General features: G+C 72.5%; 16 protein-coding genes and 2 pseudogenes. 6 read left to right on the top strand and 12 right to left on the bottom strand.

Annotated elements, in window-relative coordinates; all coding sequences use genetic code 11:
• The first annotated feature begins 82 nt into the window (after positions 1-82).
• Positions 83-1,525, top strand: coding sequence for a PLP-dependent aminotransferase family protein (locus ACGFSH_RS05230; protein ID WP_393345106.1), 1,443 nt, complete (start codon positions 83-85; stop codon positions 1,523-1,525).
• A 272-nt stretch (positions 1,526-1,797) separates the two neighbouring features.
• On the opposite strand, the gene ACGFSH_RS05225 is transcribed toward ACGFSH_RS05230, so the two are convergent.
• Together ACGFSH_RS05225 and ACGFSH_RS05220 are read right to left on the bottom strand one after the other, a co-directional pair.
• Positions 1,798-2,073 carry a DUF397 domain-containing protein gene (locus ACGFSH_RS05225; RefSeq protein WP_256919290.1) on the bottom strand — a complete coding sequence of 92 codons (276 nt, stop codon included), beginning with the start codon at positions 2,071-2,073 and terminating at the stop codon, positions 1,798-1,800.
• Positions 2,074-2,934, bottom strand: a complete 861-nt coding sequence (locus ACGFSH_RS05220; protein ID WP_329408754.1) for a helix-turn-helix transcriptional regulator — start codon at positions 2,932-2,934, stop codon at positions 2,074-2,076.
• A gap of 269 nt (positions 2,935-3,203) precedes the next feature.
• On the opposite strand from ACGFSH_RS05220, the pseudogene ACGFSH_RS05215 reads away from it, so the two are divergent.
• The 3 genes and pseudogenes from ACGFSH_RS05215 to ACGFSH_RS05205 all read left to right on the top strand — a co-directional run.
• Positions 3,204-3,722: pseudogene (locus tag ACGFSH_RS05215) on the top strand (ATP-binding protein); the annotation flags it as partial.
• 422 nt (positions 3,723-4,144) lie between these two features.
• Positions 4,145-4,591 (top strand): hypothetical protein, encoded by a 447-nt coding sequence (locus tag ACGFSH_RS05210; RefSeq protein ID WP_393345104.1) that lies wholly within the window; start codon positions 4,145-4,147, stop codon positions 4,589-4,591.
• Between the two features lie 558 nt (positions 4,592-5,149).
• Entirely contained in the window at positions 5,150-7,015 is a 1,866-nt protein-coding gene (locus tag ACGFSH_RS05205) for an ABC transporter ATP-binding protein (protein ID WP_393345494.1), read from the top strand.
• 4 nt (positions 7,016-7,019) lie between these two features.
• Here ACGFSH_RS05205 and ACGFSH_RS05200 read toward each other — a convergent pair whose 3' ends face one another.
• The 3 genes and pseudogenes from ACGFSH_RS05200 to ACGFSH_RS05190 all read right to left on the bottom strand — a co-directional run bounded on the left by ACGFSH_RS05200 (position 7,020) and on the right by ACGFSH_RS05190 (position 10,560).
• Positions 7,020-7,196, bottom strand: a complete 177-nt coding sequence (locus ACGFSH_RS05200) for a hypothetical protein (RefSeq protein WP_393345102.1) — start codon at positions 7,194-7,196, stop codon at positions 7,020-7,022.
• Between the two features lie 483 nt (positions 7,197-7,679).
• Positions 7,680-8,222: pseudogene (locus ACGFSH_RS05195) on the bottom strand (DUF899 domain-containing protein); the annotation flags it as partial.
• 385 nt (positions 8,223-8,607) lie between these two features.
• Positions 8,608-10,560, bottom strand: a complete 1,953-nt coding sequence (locus ACGFSH_RS05190) for an FUSC family protein (RefSeq protein WP_393345100.1) — start codon at positions 10,558-10,560, stop codon at positions 8,608-8,610.
• A gap of 398 nt (positions 10,561-10,958) precedes the next feature.
• Here ACGFSH_RS05190 and ACGFSH_RS05185 point away from each other — a divergent pair, with 398 nt between their 5' ends.
• Complete coding sequence (locus ACGFSH_RS05185; protein ID WP_393345098.1) at positions 10,959-11,204, top strand: hypothetical protein; 246 nt, start codon at positions 10,959-10,961, stop codon at positions 11,202-11,204.
• 171 nt (positions 11,205-11,375) lie between these two features.
• Here the strand turns inward: ACGFSH_RS05185 and pip are convergent, their stop codons facing one another.
• The 4 genes from pip to ACGFSH_RS05165 all read right to left on the bottom strand — a co-directional run bounded on the left by pip (position 11,376) and on the right by ACGFSH_RS05165 (position 15,478).
• Positions 11,376-12,332 (bottom strand): prolyl aminopeptidase, encoded by a 957-nt coding sequence (gene pip / locus ACGFSH_RS05180; RefSeq protein ID WP_393345096.1) that lies wholly within the window; start codon positions 12,330-12,332, stop codon positions 11,376-11,378.
• A 41-nt stretch (positions 12,333-12,373) separates the two neighbouring features.
• Positions 12,374-13,051: a uracil-DNA glycosylase gene (locus tag ACGFSH_RS05175; RefSeq protein ID WP_393345094.1), complete on the bottom strand. Its 678-nt coding sequence runs from the start codon at positions 13,049-13,051 to the stop codon at positions 12,374-12,376.
• A 677-nt stretch (positions 13,052-13,728) separates the two neighbouring features.
• Complete coding sequence (locus ACGFSH_RS05170) at positions 13,729-14,406, bottom strand: class I SAM-dependent methyltransferase (RefSeq protein ID WP_393345092.1); 678 nt, start codon at positions 14,404-14,406, stop codon at positions 13,729-13,731.
• 157 nt (positions 14,407-14,563) lie between these two features.
• On the bottom strand, positions 14,564-15,478 hold the full coding sequence (locus ACGFSH_RS05165) for an acyltransferase domain-containing protein (protein WP_393345090.1): 915 nt from the start codon (positions 15,476-15,478) through the stop codon (positions 14,564-14,566).
• A gap of 237 nt (positions 15,479-15,715) precedes the next feature.
• On the opposite strand from ACGFSH_RS05165, the gene ACGFSH_RS05160 reads away from it, so the two are divergent.
• Complete coding sequence (locus ACGFSH_RS05160) at positions 15,716-15,982, top strand: DUF6343 family protein (RefSeq protein ID WP_393345088.1); 267 nt, start codon at positions 15,716-15,718, stop codon at positions 15,980-15,982.
• A gap of 102 nt (positions 15,983-16,084) precedes the next feature.
• On the opposite strand, the gene ACGFSH_RS05155 is transcribed toward ACGFSH_RS05160, so the two are convergent.
• The 3 genes from ACGFSH_RS05155 to ACGFSH_RS05145 all read right to left on the bottom strand — a co-directional run bounded on the left by ACGFSH_RS05155 (position 16,085) and on the right by ACGFSH_RS05145 (position 18,153).
• Positions 16,085-16,465 (bottom strand): tetratricopeptide repeat protein, encoded by a 381-nt coding sequence (locus ACGFSH_RS05155; protein WP_393345086.1) that lies wholly within the window; start codon positions 16,463-16,465, stop codon positions 16,085-16,087.
• Between the two features lie 50 nt (positions 16,466-16,515).
• The gene (gene coaE, locus ACGFSH_RS05150; RefSeq protein WP_393345084.1) at positions 16,516-17,136 is read right to left on the bottom strand and encodes a dephospho-CoA kinase; all 621 of its coding nucleotides are present in this window, start codon (positions 17,134-17,136) and stop codon (positions 16,516-16,518) included.
• A gap of 78 nt (positions 17,137-17,214) precedes the next feature.
• On the bottom strand, positions 17,215-18,153 hold the full coding sequence (locus ACGFSH_RS05145) for a PAC2 family protein (RefSeq protein ID WP_393345082.1): 939 nt from the start codon (positions 18,151-18,153) through the stop codon (positions 17,215-17,217).
• Positions 18,154-18,440 lie beyond the last annotated feature (287 nt).

Genomic DNA, 18,440 nt, shown 5'->3' with positions numbered 1-18,440 from the left:
ACGGGGATCGCACCGGATGGAGTCGGACGGCCGGGCGGCGCCGGCCGACGGGCTCGATTGACCGCCTGTAGGGTGCGTTTCCATGGGGGATTCATGGGTCGATTCCGCGGAGCGGATCGGCGCCGACCTGCACTTGGAGCCGACCGGACCGGGCGGTCGGCGCGCCGCCCTGATCCGGGCGCTGCGCGAGGCGGTGCGCGGTGGGCGACTCGCTCCCGGGACGCGGCTGCCGCCCTACCGTTCGCTCGCCGCCGACCTCGGCGTGGCCCGCAACACGGTGGCGGACGCGTACACGGAACTGGTCGCGGAGGGCTGGCTGACCGCCCGGCAGGGATCCGGCACCCGGGTCGCCGACCGGGCCGCTCCGCTGCGCCCAGCCGAACGCCCGCCCGTCCAGGCGCCCACGCGCGCGCGTGGCCCGCGGCACGACCTGCTGCAAGGAACGCCGGACGCGTCGTCGTTCCCGCGCGCGGCCTGGCTGGCCTCCTACCGTCGGGCTCTGCAGCAGGCGCCGAACGAGGTGTTCGGCCCCGGCGACCCCGCCGGCCGCCCGGAGCTTCGCGAGGCCCTGACGGAATACCTGGCCCGCGCGCGGGGCGTGCGCACCGACCCCGGACGCATCGTGATCTGCTCGGGCTTCGCCCACGCGCTGCGTCTGCTGTTCGCTCCGGGTGGTGCGGGGCTGCGAGGTCCGCTGGCCGTGGAGGCGTACGGGCTGGGGTTCCACCGCGAACTGCTGGCTGCGGCGGGCGTGCGCACGGTGCCGCTGCCGCTGGACGAGGACGGGGCGCGCGTCGACCGTCTGGGGCGCGAACGGGCCGTCCTTCTCACTCCGGCGCATCAGTTCCCGACCGGTGGCCCTCTGCACGCGGCGCGCCGGGCCGCCGTCGTCGACTGGGCACGCGCGCGTGGCGGGCTGCTCGTCGAGGACGACTACGACGGGGAGTTCCGTTACGACCGCAGGCCCGTCGGCGCGGTGCAGGGGCTCGATCCCGAGCGGGTGATCTACATCGGTTCGGTGAGCAAGAGCCTGTCGCCGGCGGTGCGCCTGGGCTGGATAGTGCTCCCCGAGCGGTGCGTCGACGGCGTCCTCGCCGCCAAGGGCGAGCGGGAGGCCTGGGCGAGCGTCCTGGACCAGCTGAGTCTGGCCGACCTCATCGCGTCGGGCGCGTACGACCGTCATGTACGGCGTATGCGGCAGCGCTACCGCGCGCGCCGGGACCGGATGGTCGAGGCGCTGGCCGCCCGGGCGCCGCACGTCGAGGTCACCGGCGTGGCGGCCGGTCTGCACGCGGTGCTGCGGCTGCCGCCCGGCACCGAGGAAGCTGTGGTCGGGGCGGCCGCGGAACAGGGCGTCGCGCTGGACGGGCTGTCCGCGTTCCGGCATCCGGCGACGGACATGGCGGCCCACGACGGTCTCGTCGTGGGCTACGCGACACCGTCGGAGCACGCCTACGGCGCGGCGCTGGACGCCCTGTGCCGGGTGCTGTCGTCCGCTGTGCGCCCCGGCCCCGCCTCCGCGTGAGACGGGCAGCCCTCAGCCCCCGCTGAAACGGTGGGTGATCACGTCTGTACCGACCTGGACGTCAGGCCACGTCACCAAATCAAGAAATGCAGTACATACATCACTGAGAAAACAAAATGGGACAAGGCAAAAGAGGAGAAGAGAGGAGAGAGCAATCGGGACGGGTGAAGGAGTGACGGGAGCGCGGGACGGGAGGAGAGGGGGGACGGGGAGACGGGATGCACAACAATGCAGAGAAACGGGCCGGACGGCGTCGTGGCCGCACGGTCGGCTCATGAGAGCAGGAAGTCCGCCTCCCCCGCCTTGGCGCCCTGGATGAAGGCGGTCATCTCGTCGGACGTGTAGATGAGGGCGGGGCCGTCGGGGTCGGTGGATTGGCGGACGGCGATCCGGCCGTCGGCAAGCTTCATGGCCTCCAGGCAGTTCCCTCCGTTGCCGCCGCTCCACGGCTTGTGCCAGCCCTCGCTGCCCAGGTCCCGGGCGGGCATGCCGTTGTAGATCCGCTGAGCGCGGCCCCGTGGCCTGGACTGGGTCTTGATGCGGTCCATTCACAACTCCTTGCGGACATCCCGGAGGATCTCCTTCGTGCGATGTGCTGTAGCGGCCTGCGCCGCCATGCGGTCCATGACCTCCAGGTGGGTCGCCACCTCGGTGCGCGCGTCGAGATAGACGGCGCCGGTCAGGTACTCGCTGTAGACCATGTCCGGAAGCTCCGGCATGGCGAATCGGAACAGCACGAAGGGCCCGTACGTGCCCGGATGCGGCCCGTTGGCGAACGGGGCGACCTGCAGCGTGACATTGGGCAGCTTCGCGGCCTCGAGCAGTTTGTCGATCTGCCCGCGCATCACCTCCGGGGCGCCGACCGGGCGGCGCAGAACGGTCTCGTCCATCACGACCCACAGCCTGGGCGCGTCCTCGCGGGTGAGCAGCCCCTGGCGCTGCATGCGCAGGTCGACCAGGCGCTCGATGTCCTCCGGCCTGGTCTGGCCGATGGCGCCGGAGCGGAGCACACCGCGCGCGTAGTCCTCGGTCTGGAGCAGGCCGGGGACGAAGTGGGGCTCGTACTGGCGGATGAGGGCCGCCGCGCCCTCAAGGCTGACGTGCATGGAGAACCAGCCGGGCAGGACGTCGTGGAACCGCTGCCACCAGCCGGGCCTGTTGGCCTCCTCCGCGAGCTGGACGAAGCCTTCGGCCTCCTCGTCGGTGATCCCGTAGGCCTTCAGCAGCAGCTGGAGGTAGGGGATCTTGAGGCTGACCTCGGCCATCTCCATGCGGCGGACCGTGGCGGGCGCGACACGCAGGATGCGGGCGGCCTCCTCGCGCTTGAGCCCGGCGCGTTCCCGCAGGTCCAGCAGACGCCGACCGAGGACGACCTGTCCGACCGTCGGCGCGGACCGCGGTTCGCTCACGCTCCACCTCCACGAAAGAGCCCGGCCGGCCGCGCGCCCGGGCCTCACGGGCCCCGATCCGGCCGGTCACGAAAAGAATCCCGACAGCCCTACGGCGCCCGTCGAGGACCGATCGGACGATCCGTGCGAATGTGCACGGATCTCCGTTGATCCCGACAGGCGCCGTTCAACGTGCTGTTGCGAGCAGTGTGCCACGGCCCTCGACCGCGTCACACAGCACTCTGCAATTTTCAGAGTGACACTTGCCAAGTGTTCATGGCGGGGCGATAGTGGCAAGCGTGATTCCGTCCGCGCCCTTAGGAACAGACGCCGCCGCAGGCCGCCCCCAGGGTCTCGGTGCCAGCGCGGGAGCAGGCCCCGACCAGGCCGCTGCCGAGCGCCGGTTCCGATTCGAACTGGCCGCCCATCCGGGTTCCCCCGCCCAGGCCAGACGCCTGACGAGGGCCCGGCTGACGGGCTGGTCGGTGTGCGAGGACACCTGCGACACGGCCGCCCTGGTCGTCTCCGAGCTGGTCACCAACGCGATCGTGCACACCGCGAGCGACGTCGTCGTCTGCGAGCTGCACGACGGCGACGACCTGGTCCGCATAGCCGTGCGGGACCAGGGCTGCTCGCCGGACGAGCCCCACCCCTCACCGCAGCGCCCCGAGGAGGAGCACGGCAGGGGGCTGCTGCTCGTCGAGGCGCTCTGTCACGCGTGGGGCGCCCAGGAGCACGGGCTCGGCCTGCTGGTCTGGGCCGATCTGCTCCGCAAGGCCGACGCCCCGCGCGATCCCGCCGAACCCCGCAACGACCTCGGCGTCACCCCCGCCGTCGACGCCCACCACTCTGCCGACGCCCACCGCGGCGGCCTCGCCGAGCTCCTCGACACCCTGGACGAGTTCCCAGGCGATACGTCCGAGCCGCACGGCGACCCGGACGAGCCGCGCAACGACCTCGGCTGGGGCGCCCGCCCGAAGCCCGGCCCCGTCGACGGCTCGGACGACGACAACGAGCGCCCCGAGCAGCGGCACGGGAGCGGCGCCCACCACCCGGCCGTGCCCCGGCCGCACGCCTCCGCCCCGACGCCCGCGGACAGACCGCTTCCGCGCGTCGCGCCGCAGTGGCACCGCACCGCCGACCACCAGGGATCCGACGGCCGCGGCGGATGGACGCCCGGCCACCCCGCCCGCGCCCTGCCCCTCGGCTACGGCCGCGAGCGGGGACGAATATGAGCACCGTGCCCCGCCGGGCACCCCTGCTCACCCTCGACACGCTCGTGCGCCTGAGGCGTGAGACGGGCGCCTCCTCAGCCGCCGAACCCGTCCGCCGGCTGACCCTGCCCGAAGGCATGACGGCACCCCTGGGCTGCGACGCCGTCTCCGTCCCGACCCGCCTCGGACGTCTCCTCATGCCGAGGTTGCAGCGGACGGGATGCGTCTACGCCGACCGGACCCACTGGTGGTGGCTGGTGCCGTCCGACTCCGACTACGCCCTGGAGTGGCCCGCGCCCGCGCAGTACGTCACGGGCGCGATCCTCCCGGACGCCTCGCGCGCCCCCGAGCTGATGCACCGACCGGACGGCACCCTCCCGTACACCCCGCCGATCCCCCTCTATCTCACCCTGTGCCGCCTCACCGGGGCGACGCCCACCTGGTCGCGGCCGATCAGCGCCTGACCGGCACCGCCCCCCTCAGCACCCGGCCCGCCCCGCTCGCCCGGCCCGGTCGACAGCACCGGCCCGGCGCACGCCCGCGCGTCCCGCCTTCCCCCTCCTGCGCCCTGCCCCCACCCGGTCCCGTCCCGCGATAGTGGCCGTCGTCCGGCTATCGCGATGGGGAGGCCGACGGTGGGACAGGTACGGCGGCGGCAGGGGCAGACGCAGGAACACGAGCAGGGGCGAGGGCAGGGACGGAGACAGGGGAAGAGGCAGGGGCCGGGACGGGGGCAGGGGCAGACGCAGGGGCCGGGGCAGGAGAGCACGGCACGGCAGACGGAGCAGGCGGACCAGGAAAACCAGGCGGACGCGACACCGCAGTACGGGCGCGAACAGCCAGAGGCGGGCACGGCGCAGGCGGGCACTGCTCAGCACGCGGACACGGGACAGCAAGCGCGTACGGCTCAGCAGGCGGGCGCGGCTCAGCAGGCGGAGAACACCGGCAGTCAGGGCGCCGACGACGAACGGGACGTCTCCGACTCGGAGCACCTGCTGTTCGGCGGACCGCTGCGTTACGACATGGGCTGGAACCAGCACACGGACGCGTTCCTGGAGCTGAACTTCCGCGCCATGGTGACTCGGCTGCCCTCCCTGCTCACCGCCAGTCTGCGCCTGGCCCGGCAGGCCGACCCGGTGGCCGCCCGGATCGTCCTGTCCGCCGAGATCGCCCGGGGCGTCATGCAGGCGATCAGCCTGCTCGCCGTGAACACCGTGCTGGGCCGGCTCATCACCGGCGGCCCGATCGACGAGCGGCTGCGCGGCGCCGTCCCCGCCCTCGCCGTGATGGCAGCCGTTCTGCTCGCCGGAACGCTGCTGCGGGCCGCGTCGACGTACGCCACGGGACGGCTGGAGCCCAAGGTGGAACGGGTGGCGACCGAGCTGTACCTGGAGCGGGCGGCCGCGGTGGAGCTCGCCGCGATCGAGGACCACGCCTTCCACAAGCTGCTGGACACCGCGCAGTACGGGGCCCGTTCCAGCCGCTACATGATCAGCCACGGCACGCGCGTGGTGAACGCGATGATCTCGCTGGCCGCGTCGGCCGGCGTGCTGACCGTGCTGCATCCGCTGCTGCTGCCGCTCCTGGTGACGATGACGCTGCCGAGCGCCTGGAGTGCCCTGACGAACGCCCGGCGGCGCTACGAGTCCTTCCACACCTGGGTGCAGCACGCGCGCGCGGGGCACCTCATCGCCGGGCTGCTCACCGAGCCGGCGGCCGCGCCCGAGATCCGGGTGCACGGGGTCGGCCCGTTCCTGCTGCGGCACTTCCGCGCGATGTCGGAGACCGCGGAGGCGGAACAGGCCCGGCTGGCCCGGCTCGCCGCCCGCACCGGACTGATCGCGGCCACCTGGACGGGACTGGCGACGCTCGCGACGTACGCCACCCTCGGCGCACTGCTGCTCACCAAGACGATGGCGCTGGCGGTGGCGGGCACGGCCGTGATCGCGATCCGGGGCGGCTCGGCGAGCCTGAACACCCTCGTCCTGGAGGTCAACCAGCTGCACGAGGAGGCCCTGTTCGTGGGCGATCTGCAACGGCTCTACGTGGAGGCGGCGGAACGGGCGATCCCGGTCGGCGGCGTGGCCCTGCCCGACGACCCGCGCGAGGTCCGCTTCGAGCACGTCTCCTTCGGCTACCCCGGCGAGTCGGCACGCCCCGCCCTCGACGACGTCACGCTGTCCCTGCCGCTGGGCCGCATCATCGCGCTGGTCGGCGAGAACGGCTCCGGCAAGACGACCCTGGTGAAGCTGCTGGCCGGACTGTACAAACCGGACCGGGGGCGCATCCTGTGGGACGACGTGGACGCGGCGGACGCGGACCGGCACGCGCTGGCCGAGCGCATCGCGATGGTGGCGCAGGACTTCAAACGATGGCCGTTCACGGCCCGCGTCAACGTGGCCGTGGGCCGCTCCGCCGCCCCGCTCACCGAGGAGCGGATGGCCGCCTCCATCGCCGAGGCGGGCGCCGAGGAGGTGGTCGCCGACCTGCCGCGAGGCCTGGACACCCTGCTGGCCCGGCATTTCAGCGGCGGCCACGAGCTGTCCGGAGGCCAGTGGCAGCGCCTCGGCATCGCCCGGGCGGCCTACCGGCGCGGGCGCATCCTCATCGTGGACGAGCCGACAGCGGCCCTGGACGCGCGCGCCGAGCTGGAGGTCTTCGAGAAGATCCGCGCCCTGGCCGACAGCGGCCAGACGGTCGTCCTGATCACCCACCGGCTGGCGTCGGTCCGGCACGCGGACCTGGTGCACGTCCTGGACCAGGGGCGGCTGGTGGAGTCCGGCACGCCGCAGGAGCTGCTGGCCGACGGAGGTGTCTACGCCGAGCTGTACGCACTTCAGGCCGAGCAGTTCACGGTGCAGTCGCCCGCCCCGTCACAGGCGGGCTGACCGCTCACTGCGGGGCTTCGCCGCCCCGCACGACCACCAGGAACGTGTCCGAGGCGAGGTCCATGACGACCTCGGCGGCCAGCCCCTCCATGCGCCGGGCATGCGCGAACTCCTCCGCCGGCCACGAGCCGCGCGGCCCGCCCGCGGGAAAGCGTTCGAGCACCGTTCGCCCGTTCACCATCTCGCCACCTACCTCCGATAAGCATGGTGCTTGTAGGAGTTAACGCTCTTGGGAGGTGGAACGCCTCGGCCAGTTGCGGGACTGAGACGTAGTTGACACGGGTTCACCGCGGAGCGTGAGAATCCGGTCACCTTGCGAACGCGCCCGACACCCTTCGTGTCAGAAGTCGTACTCGTCGTGATACCGGACGGGAACGCCCGGCGCGGCCCCCGACACCGTCAGCTCCAGCAGACCGACCACCGAACCCAGCCGACCGAGACCCCCCTCCCGCGCCCCGCACATCCTGAATTTCCCGTATTCGTCCCGTTCTTCGAGGTCCGCGCCACGCCCCCCGGCATCCCCGCCCGGTTCACCGCCCGGCTCGACGTTCTCCTCGGGTCCCCCGGTTCCGTACGTCCCCCCGAGCCCGTGCCGGGCGTGCCGACGGTTCTCGTATGCGTCGCCGCTCCCGTACGCGTCGCCGCTCTCGTACGCCTCGTAGTCCTCGAATGTCGAGTAGGTGTGGAAGACACGGTCGCCGTCGCGCAGGAAACAGCTGATCCCGGCCCGCTCGACGAGTGCCCCGCCCCGCCGCAGCGTCGCCTCGAAGTCGTCGTTGAAGTCGTCCTCGTACGAGGAGTACCAGGGCAACGGCCAGCCCATCCGCGCCTTGAAGGGCAGGATCGCGGTGAACGGCGCCCGGGAGACGACGGCGAACGACGTGTCACGCGCGTGCAGGTGCGCCAGATGCCCGACCTGGTCGAGGAAGGCCGAGCAGCCCGGGCAGCCCCCCTCCCACCCGGGCGCGAACATGAAGTGGTGGACGACGAGTTGCCTACGGCCACGGAACAGGTCGAGGAGCCCGGCCTTGCCGTCGCCGCCCTCGAAGACGTACTCCCCCGCGACCTCCACCATGGGCAGCGCCCGCCGCTCGGTGTTCACGGCGTCCCGCGCGCGTGCCACCGCGTCCTCCTTGGCCCGCAGTTCCCGCCGCGCGGCACGCCACTCCTCACGCGAGACGATCTGCGGCAGCTCCGGATACGCCATGCCTGCCCCTTCCGTGCAACGGTCCGTCGCGGGGGAAGACTTGCGGGCGGCGCGGAACTCATCGCCGTCCCGGAACGTATTCCAGACATCCCCGCCGGGTTGCGACTGGCCGTGCGGCGGGGATGCGGTGCGGTGAGGCGGCGAGCGGTGCGGTGAGGCCGCGGTGGGGCCGAGGGCTGGGCAGCGGTTCGGACGGGGGTCGTGGTGCGGGCGGTGAGTGCGGTGCCGGGCGAGCGGTGGGTGCGGTGCGGGCTGTGGGTGCCGTGAGGTACGGGCGGTGGGTGCCGTGCGGATCGAGGGGGGCGTGTGGGCGGCGGACCACGTCTGTGTCGTCCGTCGCCCCTCGTCCGTCATCCGCCATCCGGCATCCTCCATCCGTCGCCCCTCATCCGACCGGTTGCGGCTGTGGTGCGGGCTCGGGCAGTCCCACCCGTCGTCTGCCCTCCGCGAGTTCGTCGAGGAGTTCGGCGAGCCGCTCCCGGTGCTCGTCGGTGAGCGTTCCGGTGTCGTCGAGGTGGACGGCGCAGGCGGTGGTCGTGTCGACGAGCCGTTCGAGGACGGCGGCCACCTCGTCGGTGCCCTCCGTGTGCCGGGCCACGGCGGGCAGTTCGTGAGCGGCCAGGGCGCTGGCCGTGCGGGCCTCGGCAAGCGTGCGATAGGCCTCACGACGCAGGGTCCAGCGGGCGGCGCGCCCATCGGAACCGACGTCACGCACGGAACCGTCCTCACGCACGGAGCCGTCGTGGCGCACAGGGCCGTCGGAGGCCTCGGAGTCGGCGAGGACGTGCACGAGGTAGGCGTGCGCGGCGTCAGCGGCGGCGGCGAGCCGGGCGCGCACCTGCCCGCCCCGCTCCCCCGGCATCGGCAGATGTCCGACGATCAGGACGATCGCGCAGGCCAGCAGGGTCTCGGCGATCCGCGCGGCGGAAGCCTGCGGTTCCCCGCCCACCATCACCAAGGACAGCACGAGCACGGTGGCGACGGCCGTCTGCGCGGCGAAGTGCCGGATCGACACGGGGATGAGCGCCCCGCACAGCGCCACCAGGGCCACCAGGCCTCCGGGCCGGGGCAGCACCGCGGCGAGGCCGGCGAAGAGCAGTGCTCCCAGCACGGTCCCCGCGGCCCGGCACAGCACACGTGACGCCAGCGGCCCGAGGTCGGGTTTGACCAGGAAGACGGCGGTGGCGGGCAGCCAGTACCAGTGGGTGTGCCGGCCGTACCACTGGGAGTGGTACAGGGCCTGCGCGACGGCGGCGCTGGCCCCGAAGGAGAGCGCCACCCGCAGCCCGTACTCGCGGCCGCCCGCCCCGAAGGCGGCACGCAGCAGTGCGCGTGCGCCGCGCCGACGCGTGTGCAGGTCGCCCCCGCCGCCCTGATCGAACGCGTCGGCGGCCCGCAGCAGGGCGTCGTCCAGGGCGCGCAGGGCGGGCCCTGACCGAGAGGGCGCGGGCAACGGCCCGGCGGGCGCGTTCTCACGCACGGCGGAGGCGAGCTGCCGGGGCCCGGCGGAGGACCGTTCGGAGAGGGGCTCCCCGGCCCACGCGAGCGCCGTCGCCGCCTCGGCGAGCGGCAGCGCGGCGGCGTACTGCGCGTGCAGCCTGCGCTCGGCCGAGGAACTCGCGTGGCGCCGCAGCCGTGGGCCCGCCAAGGCGTCCTGGGCGTGGTCGAGGGCGGCGGTGAGCGCGGCACGGCGGGCGAGCGCGTCCTCGGCGCCGGCCGCGTCGATGAGCTCCGCGACCGCGTCGTACACGCGGGCCACCGCGTCGCGTTCCCCGTCGAACCGGAAGTCCCCCGTCATCGCGCCGGGCGTGGGCAGCACCAGCCTCAGGGCGAGCAGCCAGCCGGCTCCGGCGAGAAAGGCGAGGGCACGGGACCAGCCGGACTCCGGAACCGGCATCCCCGCCCCGATCGCCGCGCCCACCAGCAGCTGGGTCCCCGCCCCGGAGGCGACCGGCCCGACCGCGCTCATCCTGCCCGCCAGGAGCCCGAGGCCGGTGAGGACGGCGGTCAGCGCGACGGCGCCCACCCGGTCCCCGACGTACACACCGGCCAGGAGCCCCGCCGCCCCGGCGAGCGCGGGCGCACCGAGCCGCTTCACGGACACCCGCCGGCCGCCGGGACGGTCGTTGATCCCGGCCAGCATGGCGGCGACCGCGGCGACCACCCCGAGTGAGGTGCGGTCGGCGAGCACCGCGGCCAGCAGCAGCGGCCCCGCCGCCAGTGCCCCTCGGGTGACGGCGTTCCAGGGGACGGGCCCGCGCTGGGCGCGCAGGGCGTGCGCGAGCCAGGGCGGCAGAACGGAGTGTGCGCGAGCGGAATCATGCGGGCGCGAGGACACGGAGCTCCTGTCGAGACGAGGGCGGGGTGCGCCTTCGGGCGACGGTGGCCGGGGCGGTCAGCTGTGGCTGGGTGTCCACGGTATGCGGTCGACACGCACAGATCGGGCCGGTTGCGTTTCAGCCAGGTGACGAGTGCGCCGAATCCCGCGTTCTTTATGAACGCAACCCCGGACCGCACGTGAACCGGCGATCCGGCGTCCGGCTGTGGGTGCCGCGGACCAGTGGCGGGAGCTCGGGTCGCCACCTGCTTGGGCCGACGCGCCCCGCCCACGGCGGCGAGGACGGCCCGGGACGGCTCAGCGGCGCTCCGCCTCGGGGGCGTTGTCAGTGGGGCGCGCTTCAATGGAAGACGTCGTCACAGAGTGTCACCATCGAGTGCGGGCGGGGGGAGCGAACCTTGGCGAGGTACGAGGAGGACGGACGGCGGTACGTATCGCTGGCCGGGCTGCGGATGCGGGGTTGGACCGGTGCGCTGGTGCACCGGCTGCTGGGGCCGCCGGACCGGCTCAGCATCGACCCCCGCGCGCGGGCCGCGCCCCGACTGCGCCTGTACCGCGTCGAACGGGTCGAAGCGGCCGAGCGCGGGGAGGAGTTCCGGGCGGGACGCGCCCCTCAGGCACACGGACCCGAGGAGCACCCGTGACCACGGCGAGACAGTCGCCGACTCTCCGCCTTCGCCCTCGGCCCTGACAGCCCACGTCCTCCGCATGCAATCGACGGCCCCACCGGCCAGCCCACGTCCTGCAACCGCGCCTTCGGCCAACGGCCCCACCGGCTCCGCCAGTCGGCGTCGCCGCGCGGGCGGGCGTCGGCCTTACCGCCCGGCGTATTTGTCGGTGGCCGCCACCAGCGTCTCGGCCATGCCCCGTCCCCGCGTGCCATGCCCCGCGTGGTCGACGACGATCAACTCGCTGCCCGCCCAGGCGTGCTGAAGCCGCCAGACGATGCCCAGGAGGTTCCCGAAGTCGAGACTGCCCTGCACGAGGGTGCCGGGCACGCCGTCGAGGAGACGGGCGTCGCGCAGCACGGCCTCCTCCCCGTCCAGGAAGTGACCATTGCCCCAGTAGTGGGTGACCGTGCGGGCGAAACCCGCCCTGAACACCGGGTCCTCGAACCGCTCGACGGACCTCGGCGGGGCCGGGATCGTCGCCGTCTCCCAGTCCGTCCATGCTCGCGCGGCCCGTTCACGCACACCGGCGTCGGGCGACTCGAGCAGCCTGCTGTAGGCGGCCGCGAGATTGCCGTCCCGCTCCGCGCCCTCCGGCACCTCCGACACAAAGCGCTCGAAGGCCTCCGGAAACACCTTTCCCAACCCGCGCGTCAGCAGCTCCACTTCCGCGTCGGAACCGGTCGCGACGCCGGTCAGCACCAGCTCGCTCACCGCCGCGGTACACGTCTGCGCATACCGCAACGCCAGCACCGACCCCCACGACACCCCCCACACCAGCCAGCGCTCGATCCCCAGAGTCCGCCGCAGCAGTTCGAGATCGGCCACGAGATGCGCCGTCGTGTTGACGCTCATGTCGGTGCCGTACACGCTCGCATGCGGCGTCGACCGGCCACAGCCGCGCTGGTCGAGCAGCACGATCCGGTAGGCGGCGGGGTCGAACAGCCGCCGCATGTACGGAGTCGCCCCGGACCCCGGACCGCCGTGCAGCATCAGCGCGGGCTTGCCCCGCGGATTCCCGCAGGTCTCCCAGTACACGTGGTTGCCGTCCCCGACGTCCAACATGCCGTGCTCATACGGTTCGATCTCCGGATACAGACCCATCGTGACACCGTACGATCCCCGCAGCGCCCCCGTCGCAAGGATTACCGGCCCGCGGGCTCGGCGGTCCCTCCCGCATCGGCGGCCTCAGCAGTCTCAGCGGCCGTGCGCAACACATCCCGCAGCATCGCCGGGGTGAGCCTGCCGGTGAAGGTGTTGCGCTGGCTGACGTGGAAGCAGCCGAAGACGTCCAGACCGCCGCCGCCCTCCAAGTCGTCGAGCGTCACGCGCACCCCGTGCCCGAAAGCCGGCCGCGGCCGGGGGACGCTCCAGCCCGCCTCGGCGAACGCGGGCAGGGCGGCCTGCCAGCCGAAAGCTCCGAGCACCACCACCGACCGCACCGTCGGCCGCAGCAAGCGGAGCTCCTGCACCAGCCAGGGCCGGCACATGTCCCTCTCCCCCGGGGTCGGCTTGTTGGCCGGCGGCGCGCAGTGCACGGGCGCCGTGATGCGCACCCCGTACAGCTCCAGCCCGTCGTCGGCGGCGACCGAGGTGGGCTGCGAGGCGAGCCCCACGTCGTACAACGCCTGGTAGAGGACGTCGCCGGACCGGTCGCCGGTGAACATACGGCCCGTACGGTTGCCGCCGTGCGCCGCCGGGGCGAGCCCGATGATCAACAGCCGGGCGTCGGACGGACCGAATCCGGGCACGGGCCGCCCCCAGTACGTCCAGTCCGCGAAGGCCGCCCGTTTCGTACGGGCCACCTCCTCACGCCACTCCACCAACCGAGGACACGCACGGCACCCGGCGATCCGCCGGTCGAGCAAGCCCAGGGCGGAAGAAGCGGGAGCAGATCCGGAAGCGGAGGCAAACCCGGGAGAGGGGGCAGGCTCAGAAGAGGGGGCTACGGAGCCTACGGGGGATGCGTCGGCTGCTGACGGGGTTGGAGCCGGATCGGAGGGAGTGGAGGCGTCCATGTCTCCACCGTAAGACGAGGTCGGAGGAACCCAGACCAGGGAGGGGCCCCCTCCCCCTCCCCCACCCCCGCCCTCCCACCTCTCCCCGGCCGGCTCATCGAGCCGCCCGACCAGCCCGGCTCGCGCGGCCCGGCGGCCCCACTAGACGCCTCGACGCGCCCGGCACCCTCACCGCGGGGCACGCCCACTGCCGGCATGCCCACTGCGGCCGGACGCCGACCGCCGCTGACACCCCCACCACCGAGGGCCCCGCCGGCGACACCCCCACCACCGCCGAACGCCCACCGCCACCGATGCGCCCAAGCACCGCTGGTGCGCCTACCACCACCGAACGCCCACCACCGCTGGCACGCCTCAGCGCCCGGCCACGCCCGTCGCCCCCGACCCGCGCCGCACGCCCGTCACTCTCGACCCGCGCCGCACGCCCCGCACGTCTCGCGTCGCCTTCGCTGTCCTCACGCTCCTCGCCGCTCTCACTGCCCTCATTGCCGCACTGCCCGCACCCAGATCCGGTCCTGGGTCAGGTACCGGTCCACGCGCAGGCCCGCTTCCGCGAGCGCTTCTTCGAACTGGTCCCTGGTCAATGGCCGCGTCCGGAAGGTCTGGGTCCAGACGGCGTCGGGGAATTCGTACTCCGCGCGGACGGTGTGCACGCCGCTTTCGGCGGGTCCGGCCGAGGTTATGCGCACGGTGAAGCCGCTGGGGTCGACGCGTTCGCGGGGCAGGTCGGAGTGGTAGTTCTCGCCTTCACGTTGGATCAGCACGCAGCCGCCTTCCGCGAGGTGGCGTGTGCAGGCCCGGAGCATCCTTCGACGTGTGTCGATGTCGCCGTTGTGCACGAGGAACGACGCGAGCATCACCACGTCGAACGTCTCGCCCAAGTCGAGGTCCTCGATCGGGCTGCATATCGTGTGTGCCCCGTGGACTCGTTCCAGCATGTCGGCGGACTCGTCCACCGCTGTGACGGTGAACCCGCGTTGCAGCAGGGCATGCGTCACCCGCCCGACGCCACTGCCCAGTTCGAGGATGTGGGCGCCTGGGGGCACTGCTGAGGAGATGATGTCCGGCTCGTCGCCCACTGGCAGGCGGGAGTAGAACTCGACCGCGCAGCCGTCCGGGGTGATCGCACCGGGCCCGGTTCCCTCGTATCCGTCTCGCATGTGTGGCGTCATGTATGGCGAACGGACGGGGTGGGGGCGGCTGTTCCGGGTTGGGCGGGGTTCACTCGTTCGAGGGAGCGGTTGTTCGTTCGACCCCGGGCCCGCTGCTCGGCAGTGGCGACGCCGGTTCAAGGGCGGGGCGGATCGCAGTTCCGGGTCACAACTCGAGCCAGCCGCGTCCGACGTACCAGTGGCCGCCCTCCTGGAGGTGGTCGAGGACGGCTCGTTCCAGGACGGTTCGGCGCGGCAGCCGGTCCAGGGGTATGTCGGTGGTGCCGAAGACGAACCGGACGGCTTCCATGTCGTCAGGGGCTCCAGAGGTTCCGGGGGCCGGGCGACTGGCGTGGAACCGTTCCTGGAAGCGGACGATGTTGGAGTCGGCCGGCAGGTGTCGCTTGAGCTGGGGATCCAGTAGCCAGGATGCGCAGGTGGCCACGGAGTAGGTCTCGTCGGGGTAGTGGCGGGCGAAGAACGTCCGGGCGAGGGCGAGGGACCGTTCGACGGCCTGTGGGGTCAGAGGACCCATGAAGTCGGGTATGTGGACGGCGAGTCCCGGGTCTCCGGGGCCGTGGGGCAGTCCCGCCGCCGTGATGGAGGAGCCCGTCCGCTTGCCGATGCGGCTGCGCTGGAACTGCAGTCGTCCCAGTTGGTACAGCTCGCCGTGGAAGTGCAGGGTGAGCCATTCCGGGCTGAGCAGGCCGCCCGTGCCGTGCCACCGTCGGTGCCAGGCGACGCATCGGCCGACGTCGGCGAGCGTGCGCCGGCTGACCTCGTCGGGGATGCCGCGTTCGCGGTGGTGGGCCCGGATGTGGGGCAGGGCGGCGACGAAGACGTACAGGGGGAAGAAGCGGGCGGCCGCGGTGGAGGGGCCGGGGAGGGTGGGAACGGCGTCGGTCGCCCCCCGGATGCGTCCCATGTCCTGGACGAGGTCTGTCACGGCCGATTCCAGGCGGCGCAGGGTCTCGCGGTCGTTCGTGACGTGTCGGCTCAGCCGGACCGCTTCCTCGATGTCCTGGTGCGCGACGGCGAGGTCGAGGAGTACTTCCGCCAGCTCGTCGGTGTCCGGCAGCATGGTCGCCCTTCTCTCGATGGTCCGCTCATCCCGGCTGTCGTGGCAGTCGTCGCGGCCGAAGCATTCGTTGCGGTCGTCATGGTCGTCACACCTGTCATGCCCCTGCCCTCCCTGCCCCTGCCCTGCCCGTGCCCGGTCCCGTCGCCCCGTCGCTGTCGCGCGGTCCTCGGGCGTCGGGTCTCTGTGGAGAACGTCCGAAGCGAGGAGTACGTTGCAGGAAGGAGCGGTGTTTTCACGATGCGTACAGGTAGTGAGCCGGTGACCGCGCGCAGTGCGCTGCGGCTGCGTCTGGGGCTGGCCCTGTGGGGTGTGGCCTGGACGCTCTTCGGGACGGTCGCGTTCGCTCTGGTGGGGCGTCCGGGCTGGGCTGCCGTGTGCGGGGCGCTGTGGGTGGTGATCACCGTGGATCTGGCGATGGTGATCCGGCACATCCGGCAGGGCCCGCACTATCAGCCGGGCCGGGACATTCCGCCGTATCTGCCGCCGGAGCAGCGGCGCCGCTGAGGTCGGCCGGTGGGGTCTGCCGATGGGGCGGCGGCGGGCTCGGGGCGCGGGCGGGCCGGTGGGCCGGACGTCCCTCGTCCTCAGGGTGTCGTCGAGACGTCGTCAGGTGTCGAAGCGGGCTGCTTTCAGGTATTGCGGGTTGGGGTCGAGTGCCGCGGCCAGCCGGAAGTGGCGTTTGGCCTGGTCGCCTCGGCCTTGGCGTTCGTAGGTGCGGGCGAGGGCGAAGTGGGCGAAGGCGTTGTCCGGTTCGCGTTCCAGCACCACGGTGAACTCGAGTTCGGCGGGCCGTAGTTGCGCGGCGGCGAAGAAGGCGCGTGCGCGCAGCAGGCGGGCGGCGGTGTTCTCGGGGTGCGCGGCGATGACCTGGTCGAGCAGTTTCACCGCGCCCCGCGGGTCCCGTGCGGCGAGCAGTTGCTCCGCGGCGCGGAAGTCGATGACGTGTGTCTCCGGAGTACGTCCGGTCGAACCTGCGGTATCGGGCACGGAAAAATCCTTCCCTTGCTGGAAGGGTTCAACGCGCGCAGCCGTGTGCCCTATTCCTGGGTGGTCCCGTGGGTGGCGCGGGCTCTGCGGACAAGGTCGTTCCAGACGTCGGTGACGCGCCGGTGGAGTTCGGGGAGGGGTACGTCGTTGTCGATCACGATGTCGGCGATCTCGCGGCGTTGTTCGCGTGTGGCCTGGGCGGCCATGCGGGCGCGGGCGTCCTGTTCGGTCATGCCGCGCAGGCGTACGAGGCGGTCGAGCTGGGTGTCGGGGTGGGTGTCGACGACGATGACGAGGTCGTAGAGGGGGGCGAGGCCGTTCTCGGTGAGGAGGGGGACGTCGTGGACGACCACGGCGTCGTCGGGGGCGGACGTCTCGAGTTCGCGGGAGCGGGCGCCGACGAGGGGGTGGACGATCGAGTTGAGGAGGGCGAGTTTCTCGGGGTCGGCGAAGACGATGGAGCCGAGGCGGGGGCGGTCGAGGCTGCCGTCCTCGGTGAGGATGTCTTTGCCGAAGGCGTCGACGACGGCCGCGAGGCCCTCGGTTCCGGGGGCGACGACGTCGCGGGCGATGCGGTCCGCGTCGATCAGCACGGCGCCGTGTTCGACGAGCAGCCGGGACACTTCGCTCTTGCCGGCGCCGATTCCGCCGGTCAGGCCCACCTTCAGCATGACGGGAAGCTTAGGGCCTGCCGGTGACATCGCGCCCGGCAGGCCCTGGATCGCCGCCGCGGGGGCGGCGGCAGCGGCTCAGGCTTCGCCCTCGCGTTCGGCGAGGAATCGTTCGAATTCCTGGCCGATCTCGTCCGCGGAGGGGATGTCGACGGGTTCGGCGAGCATGTTGCCGCGGCTGTCGGCGCCGGCCGCCGCGTCGTACTGGTGCTCCAGTCCTTGGACGAGGCTGGTGAGTTCCTCGTCGCCTTCCTGGATCTGGCGGTCGATCTCGGTCTGCGTGCGGTGGGCGTCGGTGCGCAGCGAGTGGGCGACGCCGGGCAGGACGAGGCCGGTGGCCGCGGTGATCGCTTCCAGGACCGTGAGTGCCGCGTCCGGGTAGGTGGAGCGGGCGATGTAGTGGGGGACGTGCGCGGCGACTCCGAGGATGTCGTGGCCGGCTTCCATGAGGCGGTATTCGATGAGGGCCTCGGCGCTGCCGGGGACCTGGGCCTCGTCGAAGGGGCTGCGGTGGCCGGGCATGAGGTCGGTGCGGTTGCCGTGTGGGGTGATGCCCACGGGGCGGGTGTGGGGGACGCCCATGGGGATGCCGTGGAAGTTCACGGAGAGGCGGACGCCGAGCCGTTCGACGATCTGCTTCACGGCGACGGCGAAGCGTTCCCATTCGACGTCCGGTTCGGGGCCGGAGAGCAGCAGGAAGGGTGCTCCGGTGGTGTCCTGGACGAGGCGCACTTCGATGGCGGGCTCTTCGTACTCGGTCCACCGGTCGCGCTTGAAGGTGAGCAGCGGGCGGCGGGCGCGGTAGTCGACGAGCCGGTCGTGGTCGAAGCGGGCGACGAGTTGGTGGGGCAGCGAGTCGAGCAGCCGGTCGACGATCTGGTCGCCGGTCTCGCCCGCGTCGATGTATCCGTCGAAGTGGTAGAGCATGACAAGGCCGGCCGATTCCTGGGCCAACGCCATGTCGACGACTGCCAGGCCTTTCGGCTCCCATGCGTACAAACCCTGCGGATCAAGCACTTGGACCGCTCCTCCTCGTGTTCTTAGAGGACAACGCGCTTGGCGGCGTGGGCATTCCCGCCGGACGATCAAGATCGGCGGCCCCGCCACTGCGACTGCTCGGCCGCGGTGGTTGCTCGTTGTGCCGTCGCTGCCCGGGGCCGGGCGCTGTGTGACGGGTGGGGTCGACCGTCGGTCGCACGATCCGGGCGGTGGTCGCACGAGCCGGGCGTTGGTGGCACGATCCGGGCGGTGGTCGCACAGCCCGGCTGTCAGTCGTACATCGGGACGGTACCCGGCGGGCGGTG

Origin of the sequence: Streptomyces sp. NPDC048481 (genome assembly GCF_043200075.1) — a bacterium.
Classification (GTDB): Bacteria; Actinomycetota; Actinomycetes; order Streptomycetales; family Streptomycetaceae; genus Streptomyces.
This window is presented reverse-complemented; position numbering and strand designations above follow the sequence as displayed.

Excerpts from the sequence above, each read along its gene's own strand:
- ACGFSH_RS05230 (WP_393345106.1), top strand. The coding sequence starts at position 83 with ATGGGGGATTCATGGGTCGATTCCGCGGAGCGGATCGGCGCCGACCTG.
- ACGFSH_RS05225 (WP_256919290.1), bottom strand. The coding sequence starts at position 2,073 with ATGGACCGCATCAAGACCCAGTCCAGGCCACGGGGCCGCGCTCAGCGG.
- ACGFSH_RS05210 (WP_393345104.1), top strand. The coding sequence starts at position 4,145 with ATGAGCACCGTGCCCCGCCGGGCACCCCTGCTCACCCTCGACACGCTC.
- ACGFSH_RS05205 (WP_393345494.1), top strand. The coding sequence starts at position 5,150 with ATGGGCTGGAACCAGCACACGGACGCGTTCCTGGAGCTGAACTTCCGC.
- ACGFSH_RS05200 (WP_393345102.1), bottom strand. The coding sequence starts at position 7,196 with ATGGTGAACGGGCGAACGGTGCTCGAACGCTTTCCCGCGGGCGGGCCG.
- pip (WP_393345096.1), bottom strand. The coding sequence starts at position 12,332 with ATGGGTCTGTATCCGGAGATCGAACCGTATGAGCACGGCATGTTGGAC.
- ACGFSH_RS05170 (WP_393345092.1), bottom strand. The coding sequence starts at position 14,406 with ATGCGAGACGGATACGAGGGAACCGGGCCCGGTGCGATCACCCCGGAC.
- ACGFSH_RS05165 (WP_393345090.1), bottom strand. The coding sequence starts at position 15,478 with ATGCTGCCGGACACCGACGAGCTGGCGGAAGTACTCCTCGACCTCGCC.
- ACGFSH_RS05160 (WP_393345088.1), top strand. The coding sequence starts at position 15,716 with ATGCGTACAGGTAGTGAGCCGGTGACCGCGCGCAGTGCGCTGCGGCTG.
- coaE (WP_393345084.1), bottom strand. The coding sequence starts at position 17,136 with ATGCTGAAGGTGGGCCTGACCGGCGGAATCGGCGCCGGCAAGAGCGAA.